The sequence below is a fragment of the Janibacter sp. GXQ6167 genome (genome assembly GCF_041365945.1).
Lineage (GTDB): Bacteria > Actinomycetota > Actinomycetes > Actinomycetales > Dermatophilaceae > JBGFSK01.
On sequence record NZ_JBGFSK010000004.1, the window covers coordinates 104,431 to 122,722 of the forward strand.

The following is an 18,292-nucleotide window of genomic DNA, read 5'->3' on the forward strand; positions in this document are numbered from 1 at the left end:
TGTCCGCACGATTTCCATTGTCCGTAAACGGAGTTCCTACTACATGACTGCCAGCACGGTCGCCCAGACCGCCCCCCAGATCGCGATCAACGACATCGGATCTGAGGAAGAGCTTCTCGCCGCTATTGACGAGACCATCAAGGACTTCAACGATGGCGACATCGTCGATGGCCACATTGTGAAGGTCGACCGGGACGAGGTCCTGCTCGACATCGGCTACAAGACCGAGGGCGTCATCCCCTCGCGTGAGCTGTCGATCAAGCACGACGTTGACCCCTCCGAGGTCGTCTCCGTCGGTGACGCCGTCGAGGCCCTCGTCCTCCAGAAGGAGGACAAGGAAGGCCGCCTGATCCTGTCCAAGAAGCGTGCGCAGTACGAGCGCGCCTGGGGCACCATCGAGAAGATCAAGGAAGAGGACGGCGTCGTCACCGGCACCGTCATCGAGGTCGTCAAGGGTGGTCTCATCCTCGACATCGGCCTGCGTGGCTTCCTCCCCGCGTCGCTCGTCGAGATGCGCCGCGTCCGCGACCTCCAGCCGTACGTCGGCAAGGAGATCGAGGCCAAGATCATCGAGCTCGACAAGAACCGCAACAACGTGGTCCTGTCGCGCCGTGCCTGGCTCGAGCAGACCCAGTCCGAGGTCCGCACCACCTTCCTCAAGGAGCTCCAGAAGGGGCAGGTGCGCTCCGGCGTCGTCTCCTCCATCGTCAACTTCGGTGCGTTCGTCGACCTCGGCGGTGTGGACGGTCTCGTCCACGTCTCCGAGCTGTCCTGGAAGCACATCGACCACCCGAGCGAGGTCGTCGAGGTCGGCAACGAGGTCACCGTCGAGGTCCTCGACGTCGACATGGACCGCGAGCGCGTCTCCCTGTCGCTGAAGGCGACCCAGGAAGACCCGTGGCAGCACTTCGCTCGGACCCACGCGATCGGTCAGGTCGTGCCGGGTAAGGTCACCAAGCTCGTCCCCTTCGGCGCCTTCGTGCGCGTCGAGGATGGCATCGAGGGCCTGGTCCACATCTCCGAGCTGGCCGAGCGTCACGTCGAGCTGCCCGAGCAGGTCGTCACCGTCGGTGCGGACATCTTCGTCAAGGTCATCGACATCGACCTTGAGCGCCGGCGCATCTCGCTGTCGCTGAAGCAGGCCAACGAGGACGGCGCGAACCTCACCGAGTTCGACCCGACCCTCTACGGCATGGCTGCGGAGTACGACGAGCAGGGCAACTACAAGTACCCCGAGGGCTTCGACTCCGAGACCAACGAGTGGCTCGAGGGCTACGAGGCTCAGCGCGAGGCCTGGGAGAAGCAGTACGCCGAGGCGCACGCTCGCTGGGAGGCGCACCGCGCCCAGGTCGAGACCGCTGCCAAGGAAGACGCGGCGGCGGCCTCCGAGGCCGGCGACGCGACGTCCTACTCCTCGGACTCCGGCTCCACCTCGTCCTCGCAGAGCGCTCCGGCGGCCGAGGGCACCCTGGCCTCCGACGAGGCCCTCGCGGCGCTGCGCGAGAAGCTCACCGGTGGCTGATCTGGTCTAACGACCGGTTCTTCGCCAAACGAAGGGGGTCACGCACCGACCGGTGCGTGACCCCCTTCGTCATGTCGGCGGGGCGCTCTAGGCTGAGTCTCATGTTGCGCGTGGGACTGACCGGAGGCATCGGAGCCGGCAAATCGACCGTGGCGCGACGCCTGATCGAGCGCGGCGCCCACCTCGCCGATGCGGATGCGATCGCCCGCGAGGTGGTGGCTCCAGGGGAACCGGCGCTCGCCGAGATCGCGGATCGCTTCGGCGGTGGGGTGATCGCCGCGGACGGCACCTTGGACCGGGCCGCGCTCGGCGCGATCGTCTTTCGCGATGAGGCCGCCCGCCGCGACCTCGAGGCGATCACTCATCCGCGGATCGCCGAGCGCACCTCGCAGATCGCAGCCAGCACTCCCGACGGCGCGGTCTTCGTCCACGACATGCCCCTGCTTGTCGAAAAGGACCTCGCCTCGTCCTATCACCTCGTGGTCGTCGTCCATGCCGATGAGCAGATCCGGGTTCAGCGGGTGATCGCGCGCGGCAGCACCGAGCAGGACGCCCGCGCGCGGATCGCCGCCCAGGCCGATGACGAGGCGCGGCGCGATGCCGCCGATGTATGGCTCGAAAACCATGGTGACGAAGAGGATCTGCGCGCCGAGGTCGACCGGTTGTGGGACGAGCGGCTTGTCCCCTTCGCTCATAATCTCTGGCACCGCACCCGAGTTCGCCGGCCCGAACGGGTCGAGCTCGTGACCGACCCGACCTGGGCCGCGACCGGGGTGCGGCTGGCCGCCCGCGTCGCGGCGGCCCTGCGCGAGCGCGCCCTACGGGTTGACCACATTGGGTCGACCGCCGTACCGGGGCTCGCTGCCAAAGACGTGATCGACCTCCAGGTGGCAGTGAGGTCGCTCGACGACGCCGACGCGCCGGACTTCATCGAGGCGCTGGCCCGGGCTGGATACCCACGGGTCGCGGGCGTCGACGCCGACCATCCCAAGGACGAGCAGGACTGGCCCAAGCGATTCCACGGTGGGTGTGATCCCGGCCAGGTCGTCCACGTCCATGTCCGCGAAGTGGGCTCGCCCGGTTGGGTATGGGCGCTGCGCTTTCGGGATTGGTTGCGCGCGGATGGGGCCGGGCGCGGCGACTACGAGGCGCTCAAACGCCGGATCGCCGCCGACGAGACCCGGTGGGCGCGGTACCCCGAGGCGAAGGAACCGTGGTTCGACGCGGTCCACCCGCGAGTTCTTGCCTGGGCCGAAGAGACCGGCTGGCAACCTCCGGCGGCAGGGGAGTAGCGGCCGTGCCGTCGTATCGAGTGGCGATCGACATTCACGCTGCGCGGCCGGGGGTGGCGCCCCCTTCGGTGCTGCCAGCAGCGGAGCAGATTCTCGCGCAAACCCACCGGGTCGAGGACCGGTCGGTCGAGCTCGTGCGCGGTCAGCCCCAGATCCACCTGCGTTTCGGCGTCTCGGCGAGCAACGACGGCGTCGAAGACGACGAAGCCGAAGCGGCGGTGCGCCGCCTCGTCGAGGCCCTCGCACCCTATGCCGAGTGCGGTCGCTGGGTGCTCCGCCGAGGCCCCGGCGGGCACTGGCGCGAGATCCGCAGCGGGGAGGCCGAGCCGCAGGACCCGCCGGACTTCCCCGTCCACTTCTAGGACCGCGCGCGAAGTCAGCGAGGCCAAACGACGGGGAAGAGGGGGTGGTCCATTTCGGCACCCTCGGGCAGGACGTCGTAGAGCTCGTCGAACGGGGGAGATGTCGTCCACTCCCTCGGCGCGTGCCGGGCATCTGCGGCGAGATAGCGCAACGAAAGCACCCGCCGGCGCCCCTCGAAGGGGAAGCCCGGGGCACCGTGGACGGTGAGGAAGTCGAAGAAGATGGCGTCCCCGGGCTGCAACTCGGCCGCCCGGATGTCGAAGGCGTCCCGATCGGCGTCGATATCGGGCAACTCGTCCAGGCTTCCCTCGGGGAACCACTTCGCCTTGCCATCGAGGAAGGTGCGGGGCATCTTCCACGGGCCCTCGTGCGACCCGGCGACGAGTTCCAGGCAGCCCGCGACCGGGACCGGGTCGACCGGGATCCAGGCGCTCGTGCCGTGCCCGTCGACGTTGTAGTACGGCTGGTCCTGGTGCCAGGGTGTCGGCTGGCGCGTCTTGCCCTCCTTGACGAGGACGTGGTCGTGATAGAAGCGGACCTGGTCGGTCTGCAGCAGGGCCGCGGCAACCTCCGCGGTGCGCGAGGTGAGGGCGAGGGTGCCGATCTCGGGCACATCCTGCCAACGGCGGAAGTCCTCGACGAATCGACCCGGATCGTCCACCCCGCTCGCCACCTGGGCAAGCATCGATGGGAACTCCAAGACGGTGGCGATGCCCTCCCGGGCCAGTTCCACCTCTTCGTCGGTGAGGAGGCCCCGCACGACGAGGACGCCGTCCTTGCGGTAGGCCTCGATATCGGCCTGAGTCACGAGATCGGTCACGGGCCACATCGTATGACCGCGACGGGCATATCACGCGAGGACCGCGCGTTGTCGGTGCCGTGACTTACGGTGGGATGCCATGAGACCTGTAACCGACCTGCAGCGGCGTGTTGCCCCCTTCGAGGTCGTCTCGGAGTACGACCCGGCGGGCGACCAGCCGGAGGCGATCACCCAACTCGCGGACCGCCTCCAAGCGGGGGAGCAGGACGTCGTGCTGCTCGGCGCTACCGGGACGGGGAAGTCCGCGACCACTGCCTGGCTGATCGAGCGGGCTCAGCGCCCGACGCTCGTCATGGCCCCCAACAAGACGCTCGCGGCGCAGCTGGCGAACGAGTTCCGCCAACTCCTGCCCCACAACGCGGTCGAGTACTTCGTCAGCTACTACGACTACTACCAGCCCGAGGCCTACGTCCCACAGACGGATACGTACATCGAGAAGGACTCCTCGATCAACGACGAAGTGGAGCGACTGCGCCACTCCGCGACCAACTCGCTGCTGACTCGCCGTGATGTCGTCGTGGTGGCCTCGGTGTCGTGCATTTATGGCCTCGGCACCCCACAGGAGTACGTCGACCGGATGGTCCCCCTTCGCGTGGGGGATGAGATCGGCCGGGATGACCTGCTGCGCCAGTTCGTCACGATGCAGTACACCCGCAATGACATTGGTTTTACTCGCGGCACCTTCCGGGTGCGCGGGGACACCGTGGAGATCATCCCCGCGTACGAGGAGCACGCGATCCGGATTGAGTTCTTCGGGGACGAGATCGAGCGGCTCTACACGCTGCATCCGCTGACCGGTGAGGTCGTGCGCGAAGAGGACGAGATCTACGTCTTCCCGGCCACCCACTATGTCGCCGGACCCGAGCGCATGGAGCGCGCGATCGCGGGCATCGAAAAGGAGCTCGCCGCGCAGCTCGAGACCTTCGAGGCGCAGGGCAAGTTGCTCGAGGCCCAGCGCCTGCGGATGCGGACCACCTACGACATCGAGATGATGCGCCAGGTCGGGACCACCTCCGGCATCGAGAACTACTCGATGCACATCGACGGGCGCCTGCCCGGCTCTGCGCCGAGCACGCTGCTCGACTATTTCCCGGAGGACTTCCTCCTCGTCATCGATGAGTCCCATGTCACCGTGCCGCAGATCGGGGCGATGTACGAAGGCGATTCGTCGCGCAAGCGGACCCTCGTCGACCACGGCTTCCGGCTCCCGAGCGCCCTCGATAACCGCCCGCTGAAGTGGGAGGAGTTCCTCGAGCGGGTCGGGCAGACGGTGTACCTCTCCGCGACACCCGGCCCCTACGAGACCGCGAAGAGCGATGGTGTGGTCGAGCAGATCATTAGGCCCACCGGACTGGTCGATCCCGAGATCGTGCTCAAGCCGACGAAGGGGCAAATCGACGACCTCCTCGATGAGATCCGCACCCGCGCCGACCGCGATGAGCGGGTGCTCGTCACCACCCTCACCAAGAAGATGGCCGAGGACCTCACCGACTACCTGCTCGATAAGGGGGTCCGAGTCCGCTACCTCCACTCGGACATCGACACCCTGCGGCGTGTCGAGTTGCTGCGCGAGCTCCGGCTTGGTGAGTACGACGTGCTCGTGGGCATCAACCTGCTCCGCGAGGGCCTCGACCTGCCCGAGGTATCTCTCGTATCGATCCTGGACGCCGACAAGGAAGGCTTCTTGCGCTCCACCCGCTCGCTCATTCAGACGATCGGTCGGGCGGCTCGTAACGTGTCGGGTCAGGTCCACATGTACGCCGACAAGATCACCCCGTCCATGGCCGAGGCGATCGATGAGACCAAGCGTCGGCGGGAGAAGCAGATCGCCTACAACACCGAGCGGGGGATCGATCCGCAGCCGCTGCGCAAGAAGATTGCCGATTTCACCGACATGCTCCAGCGCGAGGACGCCGATACCGATGCCCTGATCGGGTCCGGGCGCAACCAGTCCCGCGGCAAGGGCACCCGTGGTCGGTTGGCGTCGGCGGCCGGGGTGGATGCGCCGGCGGCCAGGGAGCGCGACCTCCCCGCAGCGGATCTGGTCGCCCTGATCGGAGAACTCACCGAGCAGATGCATCAGGCCGCGACCGACCTGCAGTTCGAGTTGGCCGCGCGCCTGCGCGACGAGATCGGGGATCTGAAGAAGGAACTCCGCCAGATGACCGAGGCCACCCGCTGACCGACGGGCCGTTAGAGTGAGGGGTCGCCACACCATGAGGCGGCAGCATGCCCCCTTCGCCCCTTTTGGAAGGACCTTCGTTGACGGTTCCCACCTACGCCACGATCATCAGCGGCGGGGATATGAACGTCCCGACCTGGGTCTGGCTCGTGACCATCGGTGTCGCGGTCGCGGTCTTGACCTTCGACGTCGTGATGATCGCCCGCAACCCGCATGTGCCGTCCAACAAGGAAGTCGGCTCGATCCTCGCGGTCTACATCAGCGCGGCGATCCTCTTCGGGGCCGGTATTTGGTACACCAACGGCAGCACGCTGGCGGGGGAGTTCTACGCCGGTTGGCTCACCGAGTACTCGCTGTCGATCGACAACCTCTTCATCTTCTTGTTGATCATGGCGAAGTTCGGTGTGCCCGGGAAGTACCAGCAGATCGCCCTAATGTGGGGCATCATCATCGCGATCGTCTTGCGGGCCATCTTCATCTTTGTCGGAGCGGCGGCGATCAACCAGTTCGCGTGGGTGTTCTACATCTTCGGCGCGTTCTTGATCTACACCGCGATCAAGTTGGCCTTCGAAAAGGATGACGACGAGGAGTTCGAGGAGAACCGCCTGCTGAAGTGGTTCGAAGCGAAGCTGCCCTCGACCAAGGAGTGGAGCGCACGGGTCTTCACTCGGGAAAACGCCAAGATCGTCGTCACGCCCCTGTTCTTCGTGGTCCTCGCCCTCGGCATGACCGACCTGCTCTTCGCGCTTGACTCGATCCCGGCGATCTACGGGCTCACGAGGGAGCCGTACATCGTCTTGACCGCCAACCTCTTCGCCCTGATGGGTTTGCGGCAGCTGTACTTCTTGATCGGTGGCCTGCTGAAGAAGCTCGTCTACCTCTCGCTCGGCCTCGCCGTCCTCCTCGCGTTCATCGGGGTGAAGTTGATCCTCCACGCCCTGCACGAAAACGACCTGCCCTTCCTCAACAACGGAGAGCCGTTCCACGTCCCGGAGATCCCGATCGCGGTCTCCCTCGGGGCGATCGTGGTGATCCTCGGCGTCACGACCATCGCGAGCCTGATCAAGACCCGGCGCGATGGGGCGGACCAGGGCACCCTCTCGCGCTGACCCCGCGGGGCGCGGGACCCCCTACGTCGCTGCGGTCTGGGCGGGGTCGGGCCGATCTGTCGGCCGGGCACCGAGGCCCATCACGATGACGCTCGCCGCGACGACCAAAGCCATCCCCACCAACTGCAGGGTATGGAGGCGCTGGCCGAGGACGATGAGTCCGGCCAAGGCGGCGACGGCCGGCTCCAGGCTGAGCAGAATCCCGAAGACACCCGGTGCGATCCGCCGCAGCGCGACCAACTCGAGAGAGTAGGGGATCACCGAGGACAGCAGCGCGATCCCGAAGCCGAGCAGCAGCGCGGAGCGATCCCACTGCGCCATGGACGGGATACCGAAGGGGAGGACCACCGCGGTCGAGACGACCAGCGCAAGCGCCAGGCCGTCGAGCTTGGGGAAGATCGCGCCGGTCTTTTCCGACAGCACAACGTAGGCGGCCCAAAACGCCCCGGCGGTGAGGGCGAGCCCGAGGCCGATCCAGCTGATCTCGGCCAGGGGGACGTGCGTGATCTCCGAAATCAGGACCACCCCAACCGCGGCGGCCGCGACGGCGAAGAGATCACGGGGGCGCCGCGAGAGGACGGTCGCGAGGAGCAGTGGCCCGATGAACTCGATGGTGACCGCGACGCCGATCGGCAAGTAGGCGAGCGAGGCATAGAAGGAGAAGTTCATCAGGCCAAGCGCGAGGCCAAAGAGGCCGACCGTGCGCCATTGCGCTGCGGTGTAACCGCGAACCCTCGGGCGCAAGAAGATCAGCAGGATGGTGACCGAGAAGAGCAGGCGCATCGTGACCGATCCGGCCGCGCCGATCTTCGGGACGAGGGTGGCGGCGAGGGCGCCGCCGAACTGAACCGAGACAACCGCGCCGAGGACGAGGACCAGGGCACGGGGGTCGCTGTGCTTTGTTACCAACCGCGTTCGCGCCACTGCGGGAGAGAGGGCCGCTCGTCACCCAACGTCGTGTCATCGCCGTGGCCTGGGTAAACCCAGGTGTCGTCGGGCAGGACGTCGAAGACCCGCTCGGTCACATCCGTGATGAGATCGTCGAACGACTGGTACTCGAAGTGAGTCGTGGCGCCGACTCCGCCGGGAAAGAGGCTGTCTCCACTAAAGAGGTGGCCGCCGCTCGCCGGATCGCGGTAGTGCAGCGCGATCGACCCGGGAGTGTGTCCACGAAGGTGGATGACGTCCAGGGTCACTTCGCCGACGGTGACCGAATCGCCTTGGTTCAACCGGACGTCGGGCGCGACCGGGAGCGCGTCGGCATCGGCGTCGCCGGCGTAGGTGCGTGCTCCGGTGGCCGAGGCGACCTCCTCCAGGGCTCGGGTGTGATCCCAATGCTGGTGAGTCGTGAGGAGATGGGCGAGCCCGTCGCCCCCTTCGGCCACGTACTGGAGGATCCGCGGGGCATCGTCCGCGGCATCGATCAGCAGCTGCTCGCCGGTGGCGCGGCAGGTGAGGAGGTAGACGTTATTGCTCTGTGGCGACACCGCCAGCTTGCGAATCGTCAGGGCGTCGAGCTCGCGCACGTCCGCCGGGCCGCCGGGGGTCACCTTGCCGGAATAGCTCACACGAGCGATTGTGCCGCATCGAAGGAAGGGGTTGTCGGTGCCGGGACATAGAGTGTCGGCCGTGACCGAACCGCGCCGCACCGGCTCCTCGCTGCACGATCACCTGATCGTGCGCGGGGCCCGGGAGCACAACCTGAAGAACATCTCCGTCGAACTCCCTCGCGACTCGCTCGTCGTCTTCACCGGCCTCTCCGGCTCAGGGAAGTCCTCGCTCGCCTTCGACACGATCTTCGCCGAGGGCCAGCGCCGGTACGTCGAATCGCTGTCGGCCTACGCGCGCCAGTTCCTCGGCCAGATGGACAAGCCCGACGTTGACTTCATCGAGGGTCTCTCGCCCGCGGTCTCGATCGACCAGAAGTCGACCAACCGCAACCCGCGCTCGACGGTCGGCACGATCACCGAGGTCTACGACTACCTCCGTCTGCTCTTTGCCCGCGCCGGTCGCCCCCACTGTCCGGTCTGCGGGGCCGCGATCACGCGCCAGAGCCCGCAGCAGATCGTTGACCAACTGCTCGAGTTGCCCGAGCGCACGCGCTTCCAAGTGCTCGCACCGGTGGTGCGCGCCCGCAAGGGCGAGTTCGTCGACCTCTTCGCCGAGCTGCAAAGCCAGGGCTTCTCCCGCGCCCGCGTCGATGACGAAGTGGTCTCGCTCGCCGAGCCGCCGAGCCTCGAAAAGCAGGTCAAGCACACCATTGAGGTGGTCGTTGACCGGCTCGTGGCGAAGGGGGCGCAGGACGCCACCGCCAAGCAACGCCTCACCGACTCGGTGGAGACCGCCCTCGGCCTCGCGGGCGGGATCGTCGTGATCGACTTCGTCGATGTCACCGAAGAGGGCGGGGATCTGCCCGTCGAGCGGCGCTTCTCCGAGCGCCTGGCCTGCCCGAATGGGCATCCGCTCACCATGGACGAGATCGAGCCGCGCTCGTTTTCCTTCAACTCTCCCTTCGGGGCCTGCCCCGCGTGTACCGGGCTCGGCACCGAGCTCGAGGTCGACGCCGAGCTGGTCATCCCGGATGAGGACCTCACCCTCGCCGAAGGGGCGATCGCCCCGTGGTCTCAGGGAACTCAGTCCGCGCAGTACTTCCAACGCACGATGGCAGCGCTCGGTGACGACCTCGCCTTCGACATGGACACCCCGTGGCGCGCGCTGCCCAAGCGCGCCAAGGACGCCCTTCTCCACGGCAAGAACCACAAGGTGCACGTCCGTTACCGCAACCGGTTCGGCCGGGAGCGGTCCTATTCGACCGGCTTCGAAGGGGTCATCCCCTTCATCAAGCGGCGCCACGCCGAAACCGAGTCGGACTGGAGCCGGGAGAAGTACGAGGGGTACATGCGCGAGGTGCCCTGCCCGACCTGTAAAGGCACCCGCCTGAAGCCCGAGTCGCTCGCCGTCCTCGTCGGGGATCGCTCGATCGCCGAAGTCTCCTCGTTGTCGATCGGGGAGGCGGCCGGCTTCCTCGACACCGTCGATTTCAGTGAGCGCGAGGCCCAGATCGCCGAGCGGGTGATCAAGGAGATCAACGCGCGCCTCGGCTTCCTCCTTGACGTCGGCCTGGACTACCTCTCCTTGGACCGCGCCGCCGGGACCCTCTCCGGTGGCGAGGCGCAGCGCATCCGGCTCGCCACCCAGATCGGCTCCGGTCTCGTCGGCGTGCTCTACGTCCTCGACGAGCCGAGCATTGGCCTCCACCAGCGGGACAACCACCGCCTGATCGAGACGCTGACCCGCCTGCGCGACCTCGGCAACACCCTGATCGTCGTCGAGCACGATGAGGACACGATCGAGACTGCCGACTGGATCGTCGACATCGGTCCCGGCGCCGGCGAGCACGGGGGAGCGGTCGTGCACTCCGGACCCCTGAAGGGACTGCTCGCCAACAAGGAGTCGGTGACCGGCCGGTATCTTTCGGGTGCCCGCCAGATCCCGGTTCCCGCCGAGCGCCGCACGCCGGCGAAGGGCCGCGAGCTGGTCGTGACCGGTGCCCGCGAACACAACCTGAAGGGGATTGACGTCGCCTTCCCGCTCGGAACCTTCGTCGCGGTGACGGGGGTCTCGGGCTCGGGCAAGTCGACGCTCGTCAACGACATCCTCTACCACGTGCTCGCCAACAAATTGAACGGCGCGCGCCACGTCCCCGGGCGGCACAAGAGCGTCACCGGACTGGACCACCTCGACAAGGTCGTCCACGTGGACCAGAGCCCGATCGGTCGCACTCCACGCTCCAACCCGGCCACCTACACCGGCGTCTTCGACCACATCCGCAAACTCTTCGCCGAGACCACCGAGGCCAAGGTCCGCGGCTACCTGCCGGGGCGCTTCTCCTTCAACGTCAAGGGCGGACGTTGCGACGCGTGCTCCGGTGACGGCACGATCAAGATCGAGATGAACTTCTTGCCGGACGTCTACGTCCCGTGCGAGGTATGCCATGGGGCGCGCTACAACCGCGAGACCCTGGAGGTCCACTTCAAGGGCAAGTCCATCGCCGAGGTGCTGGACATGCCGATCGAGGAAGCGGAGGAGTTCTTCGCCGCGGTCCCCGCGATCGCCCGGCATATGAAGACCCTCAACGCCGTCGGGCTGGGCTATGTCCGCCTCGGTCAGAGCGCGCCGACCCTTTCTGGCGGTGAGGCTCAACGCGTCAAGCTGGCCTCGGAGTTGCAAAAGCGCTCCACGGGCCGGACCGTCTACGTCCTCGATGAACCGACGACCGGGCTGCACTTCGAAGACATCCGCAAGCTGCTCCTTGTCCTGCAGGGCCTCGTCGACAAGGGCAACACGGTGATCGTGATCGAGCACAACCTCGATGTCATCAAGAACGCCGACTGGGTGATCGACATGGGTCTCGAAGGGGGATTCCGCGGCGGCGAGGTCGTCGCGGCCGGCACTCCCGAGCAGGTCGCGGACCAGGCGGAGGAGACCGGCTCGCACACCGGCCGCTTCCTCCGCTCGACCTTGGCCAAGCACGGGCCGGTCCCGGCGGGCCCCACGGTCAAGGCCATCGCGGCCGTGGGCAAGCGAAAGGCCCCTACCAAGTCCGCCTCCGCCCGACGGGCGAAGAAGGCTGGGTAGGGGCCCTTCGGCTCCGGGTTAATCCTCGCCGAGGTAGGCCTTTCGGACCTCGTCGGAGTGCAGCAACTCCTGGCCGCTGCCGGTGAGCACGATCTTGCCGACCTCAAGCACGTATCCCTTGGTCGCAAGGCGCAGCGCCGCTCGGGCGTTCTGCTCGACCAGCAGGATCGTTGTGCCCTGAGCCTGCAGGGTCTTCACCGTCTCCATGATCCGCTTCATCATGAGCGGGGAGAGGCCCATCGACGGTTCGTCGAGCATGAGCAGCTTGGGCCGGCTCATCATCGCCCGGCCCATGGCGAGCATCTGCTGCTCGCCGCCGGAGAAGGTGCCCGCCGGTTGCTTCGAGCGCTCCCCGAGGATCGGGAAGAGGTCGTAGGCCGCCTGCAAATCCTTGGCGATGGCGGGCCGGTCCTGACGCGAGAAGGCACCGAGCAGGAGATTCTCCTCGACCGTCATGCTCGGGAAGATCCGCCGCCCTTCCGGGCTGTGGGCCATCCCGAGCGTCACGATCTTGTGCGCCGGCATCGAGTCGATGCGCTGCCCCTGGTAGCGGATCTGGCCGCCGCTTGGGCGCAGCAGACCGGAGATCGTGCGCAGGGTCGTGGTCTTCCCGGCCCCGTTCGTCCCGATCAGGGTGACGACATCCCCTTCGTCAACGGTGAAGCTGATGCCCTTCACCGCGACGATCTTGCCGTAGGAAACCTCCAGGTCTTCGACCTCGAGCATCGCCGTCATCGGGTGGCCTCCGGTTCGTCGTCAGGGTGGAGTTCACCGGCAGCACGCAGGACCTCGCGGTCCTCCTCGGTGAGTTCCTCGGCGGTGATCTCGTCGTCATCGGAACCACCGATGTACGCCTCGATGACACGCGGGTCGGACTGGACCTCTTCCGGCGTGCCCTCAATGAGCGTGGCACCGCGCACCAGGCAGGTCACCCGGTCGCAGAGGCCGAAGATGAAGCGCATGTCGTGTTCGATCACGACCACCGCCATCCCCATGTCCCGGATCTTGAAGATCAGGTGCATGGCCTCTTCGGTCTCACGCGGGTTCATGCCAGCGGTCGGCTCATCGAGCAACAGCACGGTCGGATCGGTGGCCATCGCCCGGGCGATCTCGAGGCGCCGCTGCTCGCCATAGGGCAGGTTCCGGGCGAGGTGCTCGGCCTTGTGATCGAGCCCGATGAACTTCAGCAGCTCGTGGGCCCGCTCGGTGCTCTCCTTTTCTTCCCGGCGGAACTTCGGTCCGCGGAAGATCGAGGTGAGTGCCATCGAGGAGGTCCGGCAGTAGCGCCCGACCATGACGTTCTCCAGGGCCGTCATGTTGCCGAAGAGTCGGATGTTCTGGAAGGTCCGGGCCATCCCGGCCTGGACCACCCGGCGCGGCTTCGGCGGCAGTTCGCTCCCTTGGACCATGACCTGACCCGAGGTCGGCTTGTACATCCCGGTGAGGCAGTTGAAGAAGGTCGTCTTGCCGGCCCCATTGGGTCCGATCAGACCGACGATCTCGCCCTCGTGCACCGTGAGGTCGACATGGTCGACGGCCACCAGGCCACCGAAGCGCATGACGATGTCTTTGGCCTGCAGGACCACGGCCCCGGTCGGGGCGTCCGCTCTCGAGCGCTCAGTCACGGTGCTCATTTGGCTACCTCCACATGCTCGGCCTCGATCTCCTCGGCGAGCTGTTCATCGTCGTCATGGAATTCGAGCTGGCGGCGCCGGTTCGCGACCAGGCCCTCGGGGCGGAAGCGCATCATCAGTACGAGGAGCAGGCCGAAGAGGAGCAGCCGGTAGTCCTCGAAGAAGCGCAACTTCTCCGGCAGCATCTTCAAGATCACCGCGCCGAGCATGACGCCGGCGATGGTGCCCATACCGCCCAAGACGACCGCGGCGAGGAGGAATGCCGACTCCAAGAAGATGTACTGATCCGGGGTCACCGAGGTGTCGTAGTGCGCCTTGATGGTGCCCGCGACCCCGGCGAGGAAGGCGCCACCGGCGAAGGCCAGCAGCTTCAGGCCGAAGGTATTGACGCCCATCGCCTCAGCGGCGCGCTCGTCCTCACGGATCGCGACCCAACCACGGCCGATCCGGCTGTTGTTGAGGTTGGCGAAGACCATGATGATGAAGGCGGTGAGGAAGAGCAGCAACAGGTAGTAGTTCGCGGCTCGGCTGAGCGGCACCCCGAGGATCACGTGCGTGGCCCCGAAGTCGAACCCGAAGAGGTTGAGGTCGGGGATCGCGGTGATGCCGTTCGGGCCGTTGGTGAAGTTCGGACCGTTGTTGCCGTCGAGGTTGAACATCGTCAGGCGGAAGATCTCACCGAAGGCGAGGGTCACGATCGCGAGGTAATCCCCGGACACCCGCAACGTCGGAGATCCGACGATGAGGCCGAGGAAGGCCGCGAAGATGCCACCGAGCAGGACGGTCACGATGAAGGGGGGTTGCCACCCCACCGTCGCGAAGGCCGACCCGGAGAGGATGGCGCCGACATAGGCACCGGCACCGAGGAAGGCGACGTATCCGAGGTCGAGCAGTCCGGCGAGACCAACCACGATGTTGAGGCCGATCGCGGTGGCACCGAAGATCAGCACCAGGGTCGCGACCGACATGTTGACCTCCGACCCGTCCTGTGTGAACGGGAAGAGGAAGGCCGCCGCGAAGGCACCGAGGGTGAGGACGTGACGGTGACGCTGAGCGATGAGCCCGACCACCGAGAAGAACCCAGCCCGGGCCAGGGCGGTGCAGATGACCGCGATGGTGAGCAGGAAGGTCATAAAGACCCACACGTCACCATGGCCGAGGGCATAGGCCGCGACCCAGAGAGCGGCGGCACACAGGGCGACGATCATCAAGATCTCGAACCACCCAGGCCAGGTGATGCGCAGCGGATCGCGGACGAAGAGGTCTTCGCCGCGCTGGGTCACGGTGGCCGCGAGGGCGAGCGCCCCGACGACGGCGACCCAGGCGCCCTCATTGGCGTTGATCAGGCCGCCGGTCGTCACCGTGATCGCGGTGAGCGATAGCGCCATGAAGAGCACCGCACCGATACCGAGCGCCTGGAGCCCGCGGCGGGTGTCCAAGAAGGAGAGGGTGTGGCGCAGCGGGCCGACCCGGCCGGCGACGAGCACGAGGCCGGTCACGCCGATCAAGATGGCGAAGAGCTGCAAGGTGACGGGGGAGAGGCGCGGGGAGATGTCCTCGAGCACCGACGGTTCGTAGGACCACGAGAGCAGCCCGGAGATGATCAGCAAGAGCGAGCCAGCCGCTCCGAGGATCGTGACGAGTGAGACGCCGCGTCCGCGTGAGGCGACGGGCCGGTCCGCGACCGGGGATTCGTTGACAGCGGTCATGCGCGGTCCACCACCTTTGCGCCGAGCAGGCCCTGGGGCCTAAAGACAAGGATCAGGATCAGCAAGGCGAAGGCCCAGACGTCCTTCCAGGACGAGCCACCGAACTGGTCGAGCCCGAAGGGGAGGAAGCGGGTGTACTGCGTCACCATGGCTTCGACCACTCCGAGGACCAAACCGCCGACCACCGCGCCCTGGATATTGCCAATCCCACCGAGGACGGCTGCGGTGAAGGCTTTCAGGCCCGCGATGAAGCCCATCTTGAAGTTGATATTGGTGTTGAGCAGGCCCTGCGCGACACCGGCGATCGCGGCGAGCGCGGCGCCGACGGCGAAGGCGATCACGATCACCCGGTCGACATTGATGCCCATGAGGCGAGCGGTGTCGGGGTCCTGGGAGACGGCCTGCATGCCGCGGCCCGGCTTGGTCCGGTTGATGAACCACCAGAGGGCCGCGGAGGCCATCAGGAGACAGCCGATCGTAAAGATCGCGGCGCGCTGGATGCTCACCCCGAAGATCTCGACGGCGGGTCCAGTGACGACGTCGATCTGCGGGAAGGGGATCTTCTGCTTAGCGCTCGGGAAGTCGGTGAAGGGGATCTTGTCGTAGAAGAGTCGGACGAACTCCTGCAAGAAGACCGAGATACCGATCGCCGTGATGAGCGGGGCAAGTCGGGGGGCCCCACGAAGGGGACGGTAGGCGACCCGCTCCATCAGCACCGCCGTGCCGACCGAGGCGATCATCGCGCCGATGATCATGAGCGGAAGGACCCACAACGACGTGGTCTCTAGCCCAAGGATGAGGTAGGTGCTGAGCGCGCCGAAGGCGCCGATCATAAAGACTTCACCGTGGGCGAAGTTGATCAATTGCACGATGCCGTAAACCACGGTGTATCCGACGGCAATCAGTGCGTAGAGGGAGCCCAAGGTCAGCCCATTGACCAATTGTTGGGCGAACTGTTCCACAAAGTCCTCCTGGGACGTGCACGAGGGGACATGGGGCGGCTCGGGGTAACCGGCGGCCCCACGATGGCGATGCAGTGGCACGATCAGGGCGGGGACCGGTGGTCGTCACCGGCCCCCGCCCTGATCGCTACGGACCCCCTTCAGGGGACCGCCAGCTCAGCCGTTCGGCTTACTTGAATTCCTCGGTCGAGACGTCGACGAACTCCTGGTTCTTCACTTCGTACACGGTGAGGATCCGGGTGGTGGTGTCACCGAACTCATCGAAGGCGACCTTGCCGGTGACCCCGTCGAAGTTGACATCCTTCATCGCATCGATGGTGGCCTGGCGAGCCCCTTCGACGTTGTCGGCGTCCTTCAGCGAGACCTTCATGGCGTCGATGATCGCGGTCGCGGCGTCGTAGGAGTACGCACCGTAGGCGGCGTAGGGCTCCTTGTAGCCGGCGTTGTTGTAGTCCTCGATGAACTTCTTGCCGCTGTCGCTCTTCTCGGTCGGGGCGCCGATCGAGGTGGCGAGGTCACCGTCAGCGGTCTTGCCCGCGAGCTCGATGTACTTGCCATCCTTGATGCCGTCGCCACCCATGAGCGGGACGTTCAGGCCCTGGGCCTTCATCTGCTGGCTCAGCGGACCGGCCTGCGGGTACTCGCCGCCGTAGTACACGGCATCGGGGTTCTTGGCCTTGACCGAGGTGACGACCGCGTCGTACTTCTCGTCATCGGGGTTGATGGTCTCGGCCGCGACGACCTCACCACCGAGCTTCTTGTACTCCTTGGTGAAGGACTCGACGAGGCCCTGACCGTAGGCCTTCTTGTCGTGGATGGTTGCGACCTTCTTCACGCCGGCCTTTTCGAAGAGGTAACGCGCGGCGAAGGGACCCTGGACGGCGTCGGTCGCGCAGACCCGGAAGTAGTTCGGGTACGGACGCTTCGGGTTCGCCTCATCCGGTCCGAGGGTCAGCTGGGTGCCGGTGTTCGCCGGCGAGACCTGGACGATCTTCGCGGTGTTGAGCACGGGCTGAACGGTGCCGGCCACGGAGGAGTTCAAGGTGCCGACGACCCCGATGACGTCCTTGTCGCCCGCGAGCTTGGTGGCGGCGTTCTTGCCGACATCCGGGTTCGCCTGGTCGTCCTCGGCAGCGACCTCGATCTTCCAGCCGTTCAAGTCGCCGGAGTCGTTGGCCTCCTTCACCGCAAGGTCGACGGAGTTCTTGATCCCGAGGCCGAGGGCCGAGAGGTCACCGGACAGCGGCGCGATGACGCCGATCTTGACGACCTTGTCGCCGCCCTCGCCGCTACCCCCGCCATCGGTGCTGCGGGTCCCGCATGCACTAAGGACCAGGGAGGCGGCCAACAGGGTGGCGCCGACCGAAATTACGGAACGCTTTGGCACGTTTCCTCCATGAATGAGTTCATCCGGGACCCGCCCGGGTCGCACGTCTTGCGCGTGGACTGGTGGGAACGTAGACCGGGCCTGACCCTTCGCGATACGGATGAGACGCACCGTGACCCATTCGTAACCAATTGCCCCCCGTCCCGTGACCCGTCCGCGCGGGGATGCCACGGGGGCAACGAGTGGGACATGGGACGATGACATCGACCTCGTCGATGACCCCTTCGGAGCCACCATGACCACCCCCAGTTCGTCCCCCTTCTCCCGCCGCGTCGTGCTGGGCGCGGTCGCTGCGGGCGCCGTAGTCCCGGCCACGGCGTGCGGGTCCGGTTCCTCCGAGGACTCGGGAGCGGCAGCAACCCGAGGCGCGAATGGTGAGGTGCGCTTCCCCGCGGGCGACGTACCGGTCGGGGGCGGCCGGATCTCGGCCACCGAGCGCGTGGTCGTCACCCAGCCCGCCGAGGGGGAGTTCAAGGCGTTCTCCGCGATCTGCCCCCACGAGCGCTGCGTGGTGAGCGCGGTGACCGACGGCACGATCGTCTGCGCCTGCCATCAGAGCACCTTCGATGCGGCCACGGGGGAGCGGACCGGAGGGCCTGCGCCTCGTGGACTCGATCCGCTACCGGTCAGCGAAGACGGCACGGACCTGGTTGTCAGGAGCTCGTCGTAGGCTC

15 protein-coding genes are annotated in these 18,292 nt (G+C 66.5%); 7 read left to right on the forward strand and 8 right to left on the reverse strand.

Going from position 1 to position 18,292, the window contains the following annotated elements:
- Window positions 1–43: 43 nt before the first annotated feature.
- The 3 genes from rpsA to AB8K43_RS07300 all read left to right on the forward strand — a co-directional run bounded on the left by rpsA (window position 44) and on the right by AB8K43_RS07300 (window position 3,176).
- The gene (gene rpsA / locus AB8K43_RS07290) at window positions 44–1,522 is read left to right on the forward strand and encodes a 30S ribosomal protein S1 (protein WP_370892954.1); all 1,479 of its coding nucleotides are present in this window, start codon (window positions 44–46) and stop codon (window positions 1,520–1,522) included.
- A gap of 101 nt (window positions 1,523–1,623) precedes the next feature.
- The gene (gene coaE, locus AB8K43_RS07295) at window positions 1,624–2,814 is read left to right on the forward strand and encodes a dephospho-CoA kinase (protein WP_370892956.1); all 1,191 of its coding nucleotides are present in this window, start codon (window positions 1,624–1,626) and stop codon (window positions 2,812–2,814) included.
- 5 nt (window positions 2,815–2,819) lie between these two features.
- Window positions 2,820–3,176 (forward strand): hypothetical protein, encoded by a 357-nt coding sequence (locus AB8K43_RS07300; RefSeq protein WP_370892957.1) that lies wholly within the window; start codon window positions 2,820–2,822, stop codon window positions 3,174–3,176.
- Between the two features lie 14 nt (window positions 3,177–3,190).
- On the opposite strand, the gene AB8K43_RS07305 is transcribed toward AB8K43_RS07300, so the two are convergent.
- Complete coding sequence (locus tag AB8K43_RS07305) at window positions 3,191–3,997, reverse strand: phytanoyl-CoA dioxygenase family protein (protein ID WP_370892958.1); 807 nt, start codon at window positions 3,995–3,997, stop codon at window positions 3,191–3,193.
- Window positions 3,998–4,076: 79 nt separating this feature from the next.
- Between AB8K43_RS07305 and uvrB the strand changes: the two genes are divergently transcribed.
- Both uvrB and AB8K43_RS07315 read left to right on the forward strand, forming a co-directional pair.
- A complete protein-coding gene (gene uvrB / locus AB8K43_RS07310) occupies window positions 4,077–6,179 on the forward strand; it encodes an excinuclease ABC subunit UvrB (protein ID WP_370892960.1) in 2,103 nt (700 codons plus the stop codon).
- Between the two features lie 122 nt (window positions 6,180–6,301).
- The gene (locus tag AB8K43_RS07315; RefSeq protein ID WP_370893378.1) at window positions 6,302–7,288 is read left to right on the forward strand and encodes a TerC family protein; all 987 of its coding nucleotides are present in this window, start codon (window positions 6,302–6,304) and stop codon (window positions 7,286–7,288) included.
- Between the two features lie 21 nt (window positions 7,289–7,309).
- On the opposite strand, the gene AB8K43_RS07320 is transcribed toward AB8K43_RS07315, so the two are convergent.
- A complete protein-coding gene (locus AB8K43_RS07320; protein WP_370892962.1) occupies window positions 7,310–8,197 on the reverse strand; it encodes a DMT family transporter in 888 nt (295 codons plus the stop codon).
- Window positions 8,191–8,856 (reverse strand): MBL fold metallo-hydrolase, encoded by a 666-nt coding sequence (locus AB8K43_RS07325; RefSeq protein ID WP_370892964.1) that lies wholly within the window; start codon window positions 8,854–8,856, stop codon window positions 8,191–8,193. The genes AB8K43_RS07320 and AB8K43_RS07325 overlap by 7 nt, the downstream gene beginning before the upstream one ends.
- Before the next feature lie 61 nt (window positions 8,857–8,917).
- Here AB8K43_RS07325 and uvrA point away from each other — a divergent pair, with 61 nt between their 5' ends.
- The gene (uvrA, locus tag AB8K43_RS07330; protein ID WP_370892966.1) at window positions 8,918–11,926 is read left to right on the forward strand and encodes an excinuclease ABC subunit UvrA; all 3,009 of its coding nucleotides are present in this window, start codon (window positions 8,918–8,920) and stop codon (window positions 11,924–11,926) included.
- An 18-nt stretch (window positions 11,927–11,944) separates the two neighbouring features.
- Here uvrA and AB8K43_RS07335 read toward each other — a convergent pair whose 3' ends face one another.
- From AB8K43_RS07335 to AB8K43_RS07355, 5 genes are all read right to left on the reverse strand, one after another.
- Window positions 11,945–12,661 carry an ABC transporter ATP-binding protein gene (locus tag AB8K43_RS07335; RefSeq protein ID WP_370892968.1) on the reverse strand — a complete coding sequence of 239 codons (717 nt, stop codon included), beginning with the start codon at window positions 12,659–12,661 and terminating at the stop codon, window positions 11,945–11,947.
- Window positions 12,658–13,560, reverse strand: a complete 903-nt coding sequence (locus AB8K43_RS07340; protein WP_370892970.1) for an ABC transporter ATP-binding protein — start codon at window positions 13,558–13,560, stop codon at window positions 12,658–12,660. The genes AB8K43_RS07335 and AB8K43_RS07340 overlap by 4 nt, the downstream gene beginning before the upstream one ends.
- The gene (locus AB8K43_RS07345; protein ID WP_370892972.1) at window positions 13,557–15,269 is read right to left on the reverse strand and encodes a branched-chain amino acid ABC transporter permease; all 1,713 of its coding nucleotides are present in this window, start codon (window positions 15,267–15,269) and stop codon (window positions 13,557–13,559) included. Before AB8K43_RS07345 ends, AB8K43_RS07340 begins: the two co-directional genes overlap by 4 nt.
- Complete coding sequence (locus AB8K43_RS07350) at window positions 15,266–16,231, reverse strand: branched-chain amino acid ABC transporter permease (RefSeq protein ID WP_370892974.1); 966 nt, start codon at window positions 16,229–16,231, stop codon at window positions 15,266–15,268. The genes AB8K43_RS07345 and AB8K43_RS07350 overlap by 4 nt, the downstream gene beginning before the upstream one ends.
- A 169-nt stretch (window positions 16,232–16,400) precedes the next feature.
- Window positions 16,401–17,618 carry a branched-chain amino acid ABC transporter substrate-binding protein gene (locus AB8K43_RS07355; RefSeq protein WP_370892975.1) on the reverse strand — a complete coding sequence of 406 codons (1,218 nt, stop codon included), beginning with the start codon at window positions 17,616–17,618 and terminating at the stop codon, window positions 16,401–16,403.
- A gap of 235 nt (window positions 17,619–17,853) precedes the next feature.
- Between AB8K43_RS07355 and AB8K43_RS07360 the strand changes: the two genes are divergently transcribed.
- Window positions 17,854–18,288, forward strand: a complete 435-nt coding sequence (locus AB8K43_RS07360; RefSeq protein ID WP_370892977.1) for a Rieske (2Fe-2S) protein — start codon at window positions 17,854–17,856, stop codon at window positions 18,286–18,288.
- Window positions 18,289–18,292 lie beyond the last annotated feature (4 nt).

What these genes read in the sequence shown, in the direction of transcription:
- rpsA (WP_370892954.1), top strand. Translation starts at nt 44, where the DNA reads ATGACTGCCAGCACGGTCGCCCAGACCGCCCCCCAGATCGCGATCAAC.
- coaE (WP_370892956.1), top strand. Translation starts at nt 1,624, where the DNA reads ATGTTGCGCGTGGGACTGACCGGAGGCATCGGAGCCGGCAAATCGACC.
- uvrB (WP_370892960.1), top strand. Translation starts at nt 4,077, where the DNA reads ATGAGACCTGTAACCGACCTGCAGCGGCGTGTTGCCCCCTTCGAGGTC.
- AB8K43_RS07315 (WP_370893378.1), top strand. Translation starts at nt 6,302, where the DNA reads ATGAACGTCCCGACCTGGGTCTGGCTCGTGACCATCGGTGTCGCGGTC.
- AB8K43_RS07335 (WP_370892968.1), bottom strand. Translation starts at nt 12,661, where the DNA reads ATGACGGCGATGCTCGAGGTCGAAGACCTGGAGGTTTCCTACGGCAAG.
- AB8K43_RS07340 (WP_370892970.1), bottom strand. Translation starts at nt 13,560, where the DNA reads ATGAGCACCGTGACTGAGCGCTCGAGAGCGGACGCCCCGACCGGGGCC.
- AB8K43_RS07345 (WP_370892972.1), bottom strand. Translation starts at nt 15,269, where the DNA reads ATGACCGCTGTCAACGAATCCCCGGTCGCGGACCGGCCCGTCGCCTCA.
- AB8K43_RS07360 (WP_370892977.1), top strand. Translation starts at nt 17,854, where the DNA reads ATGACCACCCCCAGTTCGTCCCCCTTCTCCCGCCGCGTCGTGCTGGGC.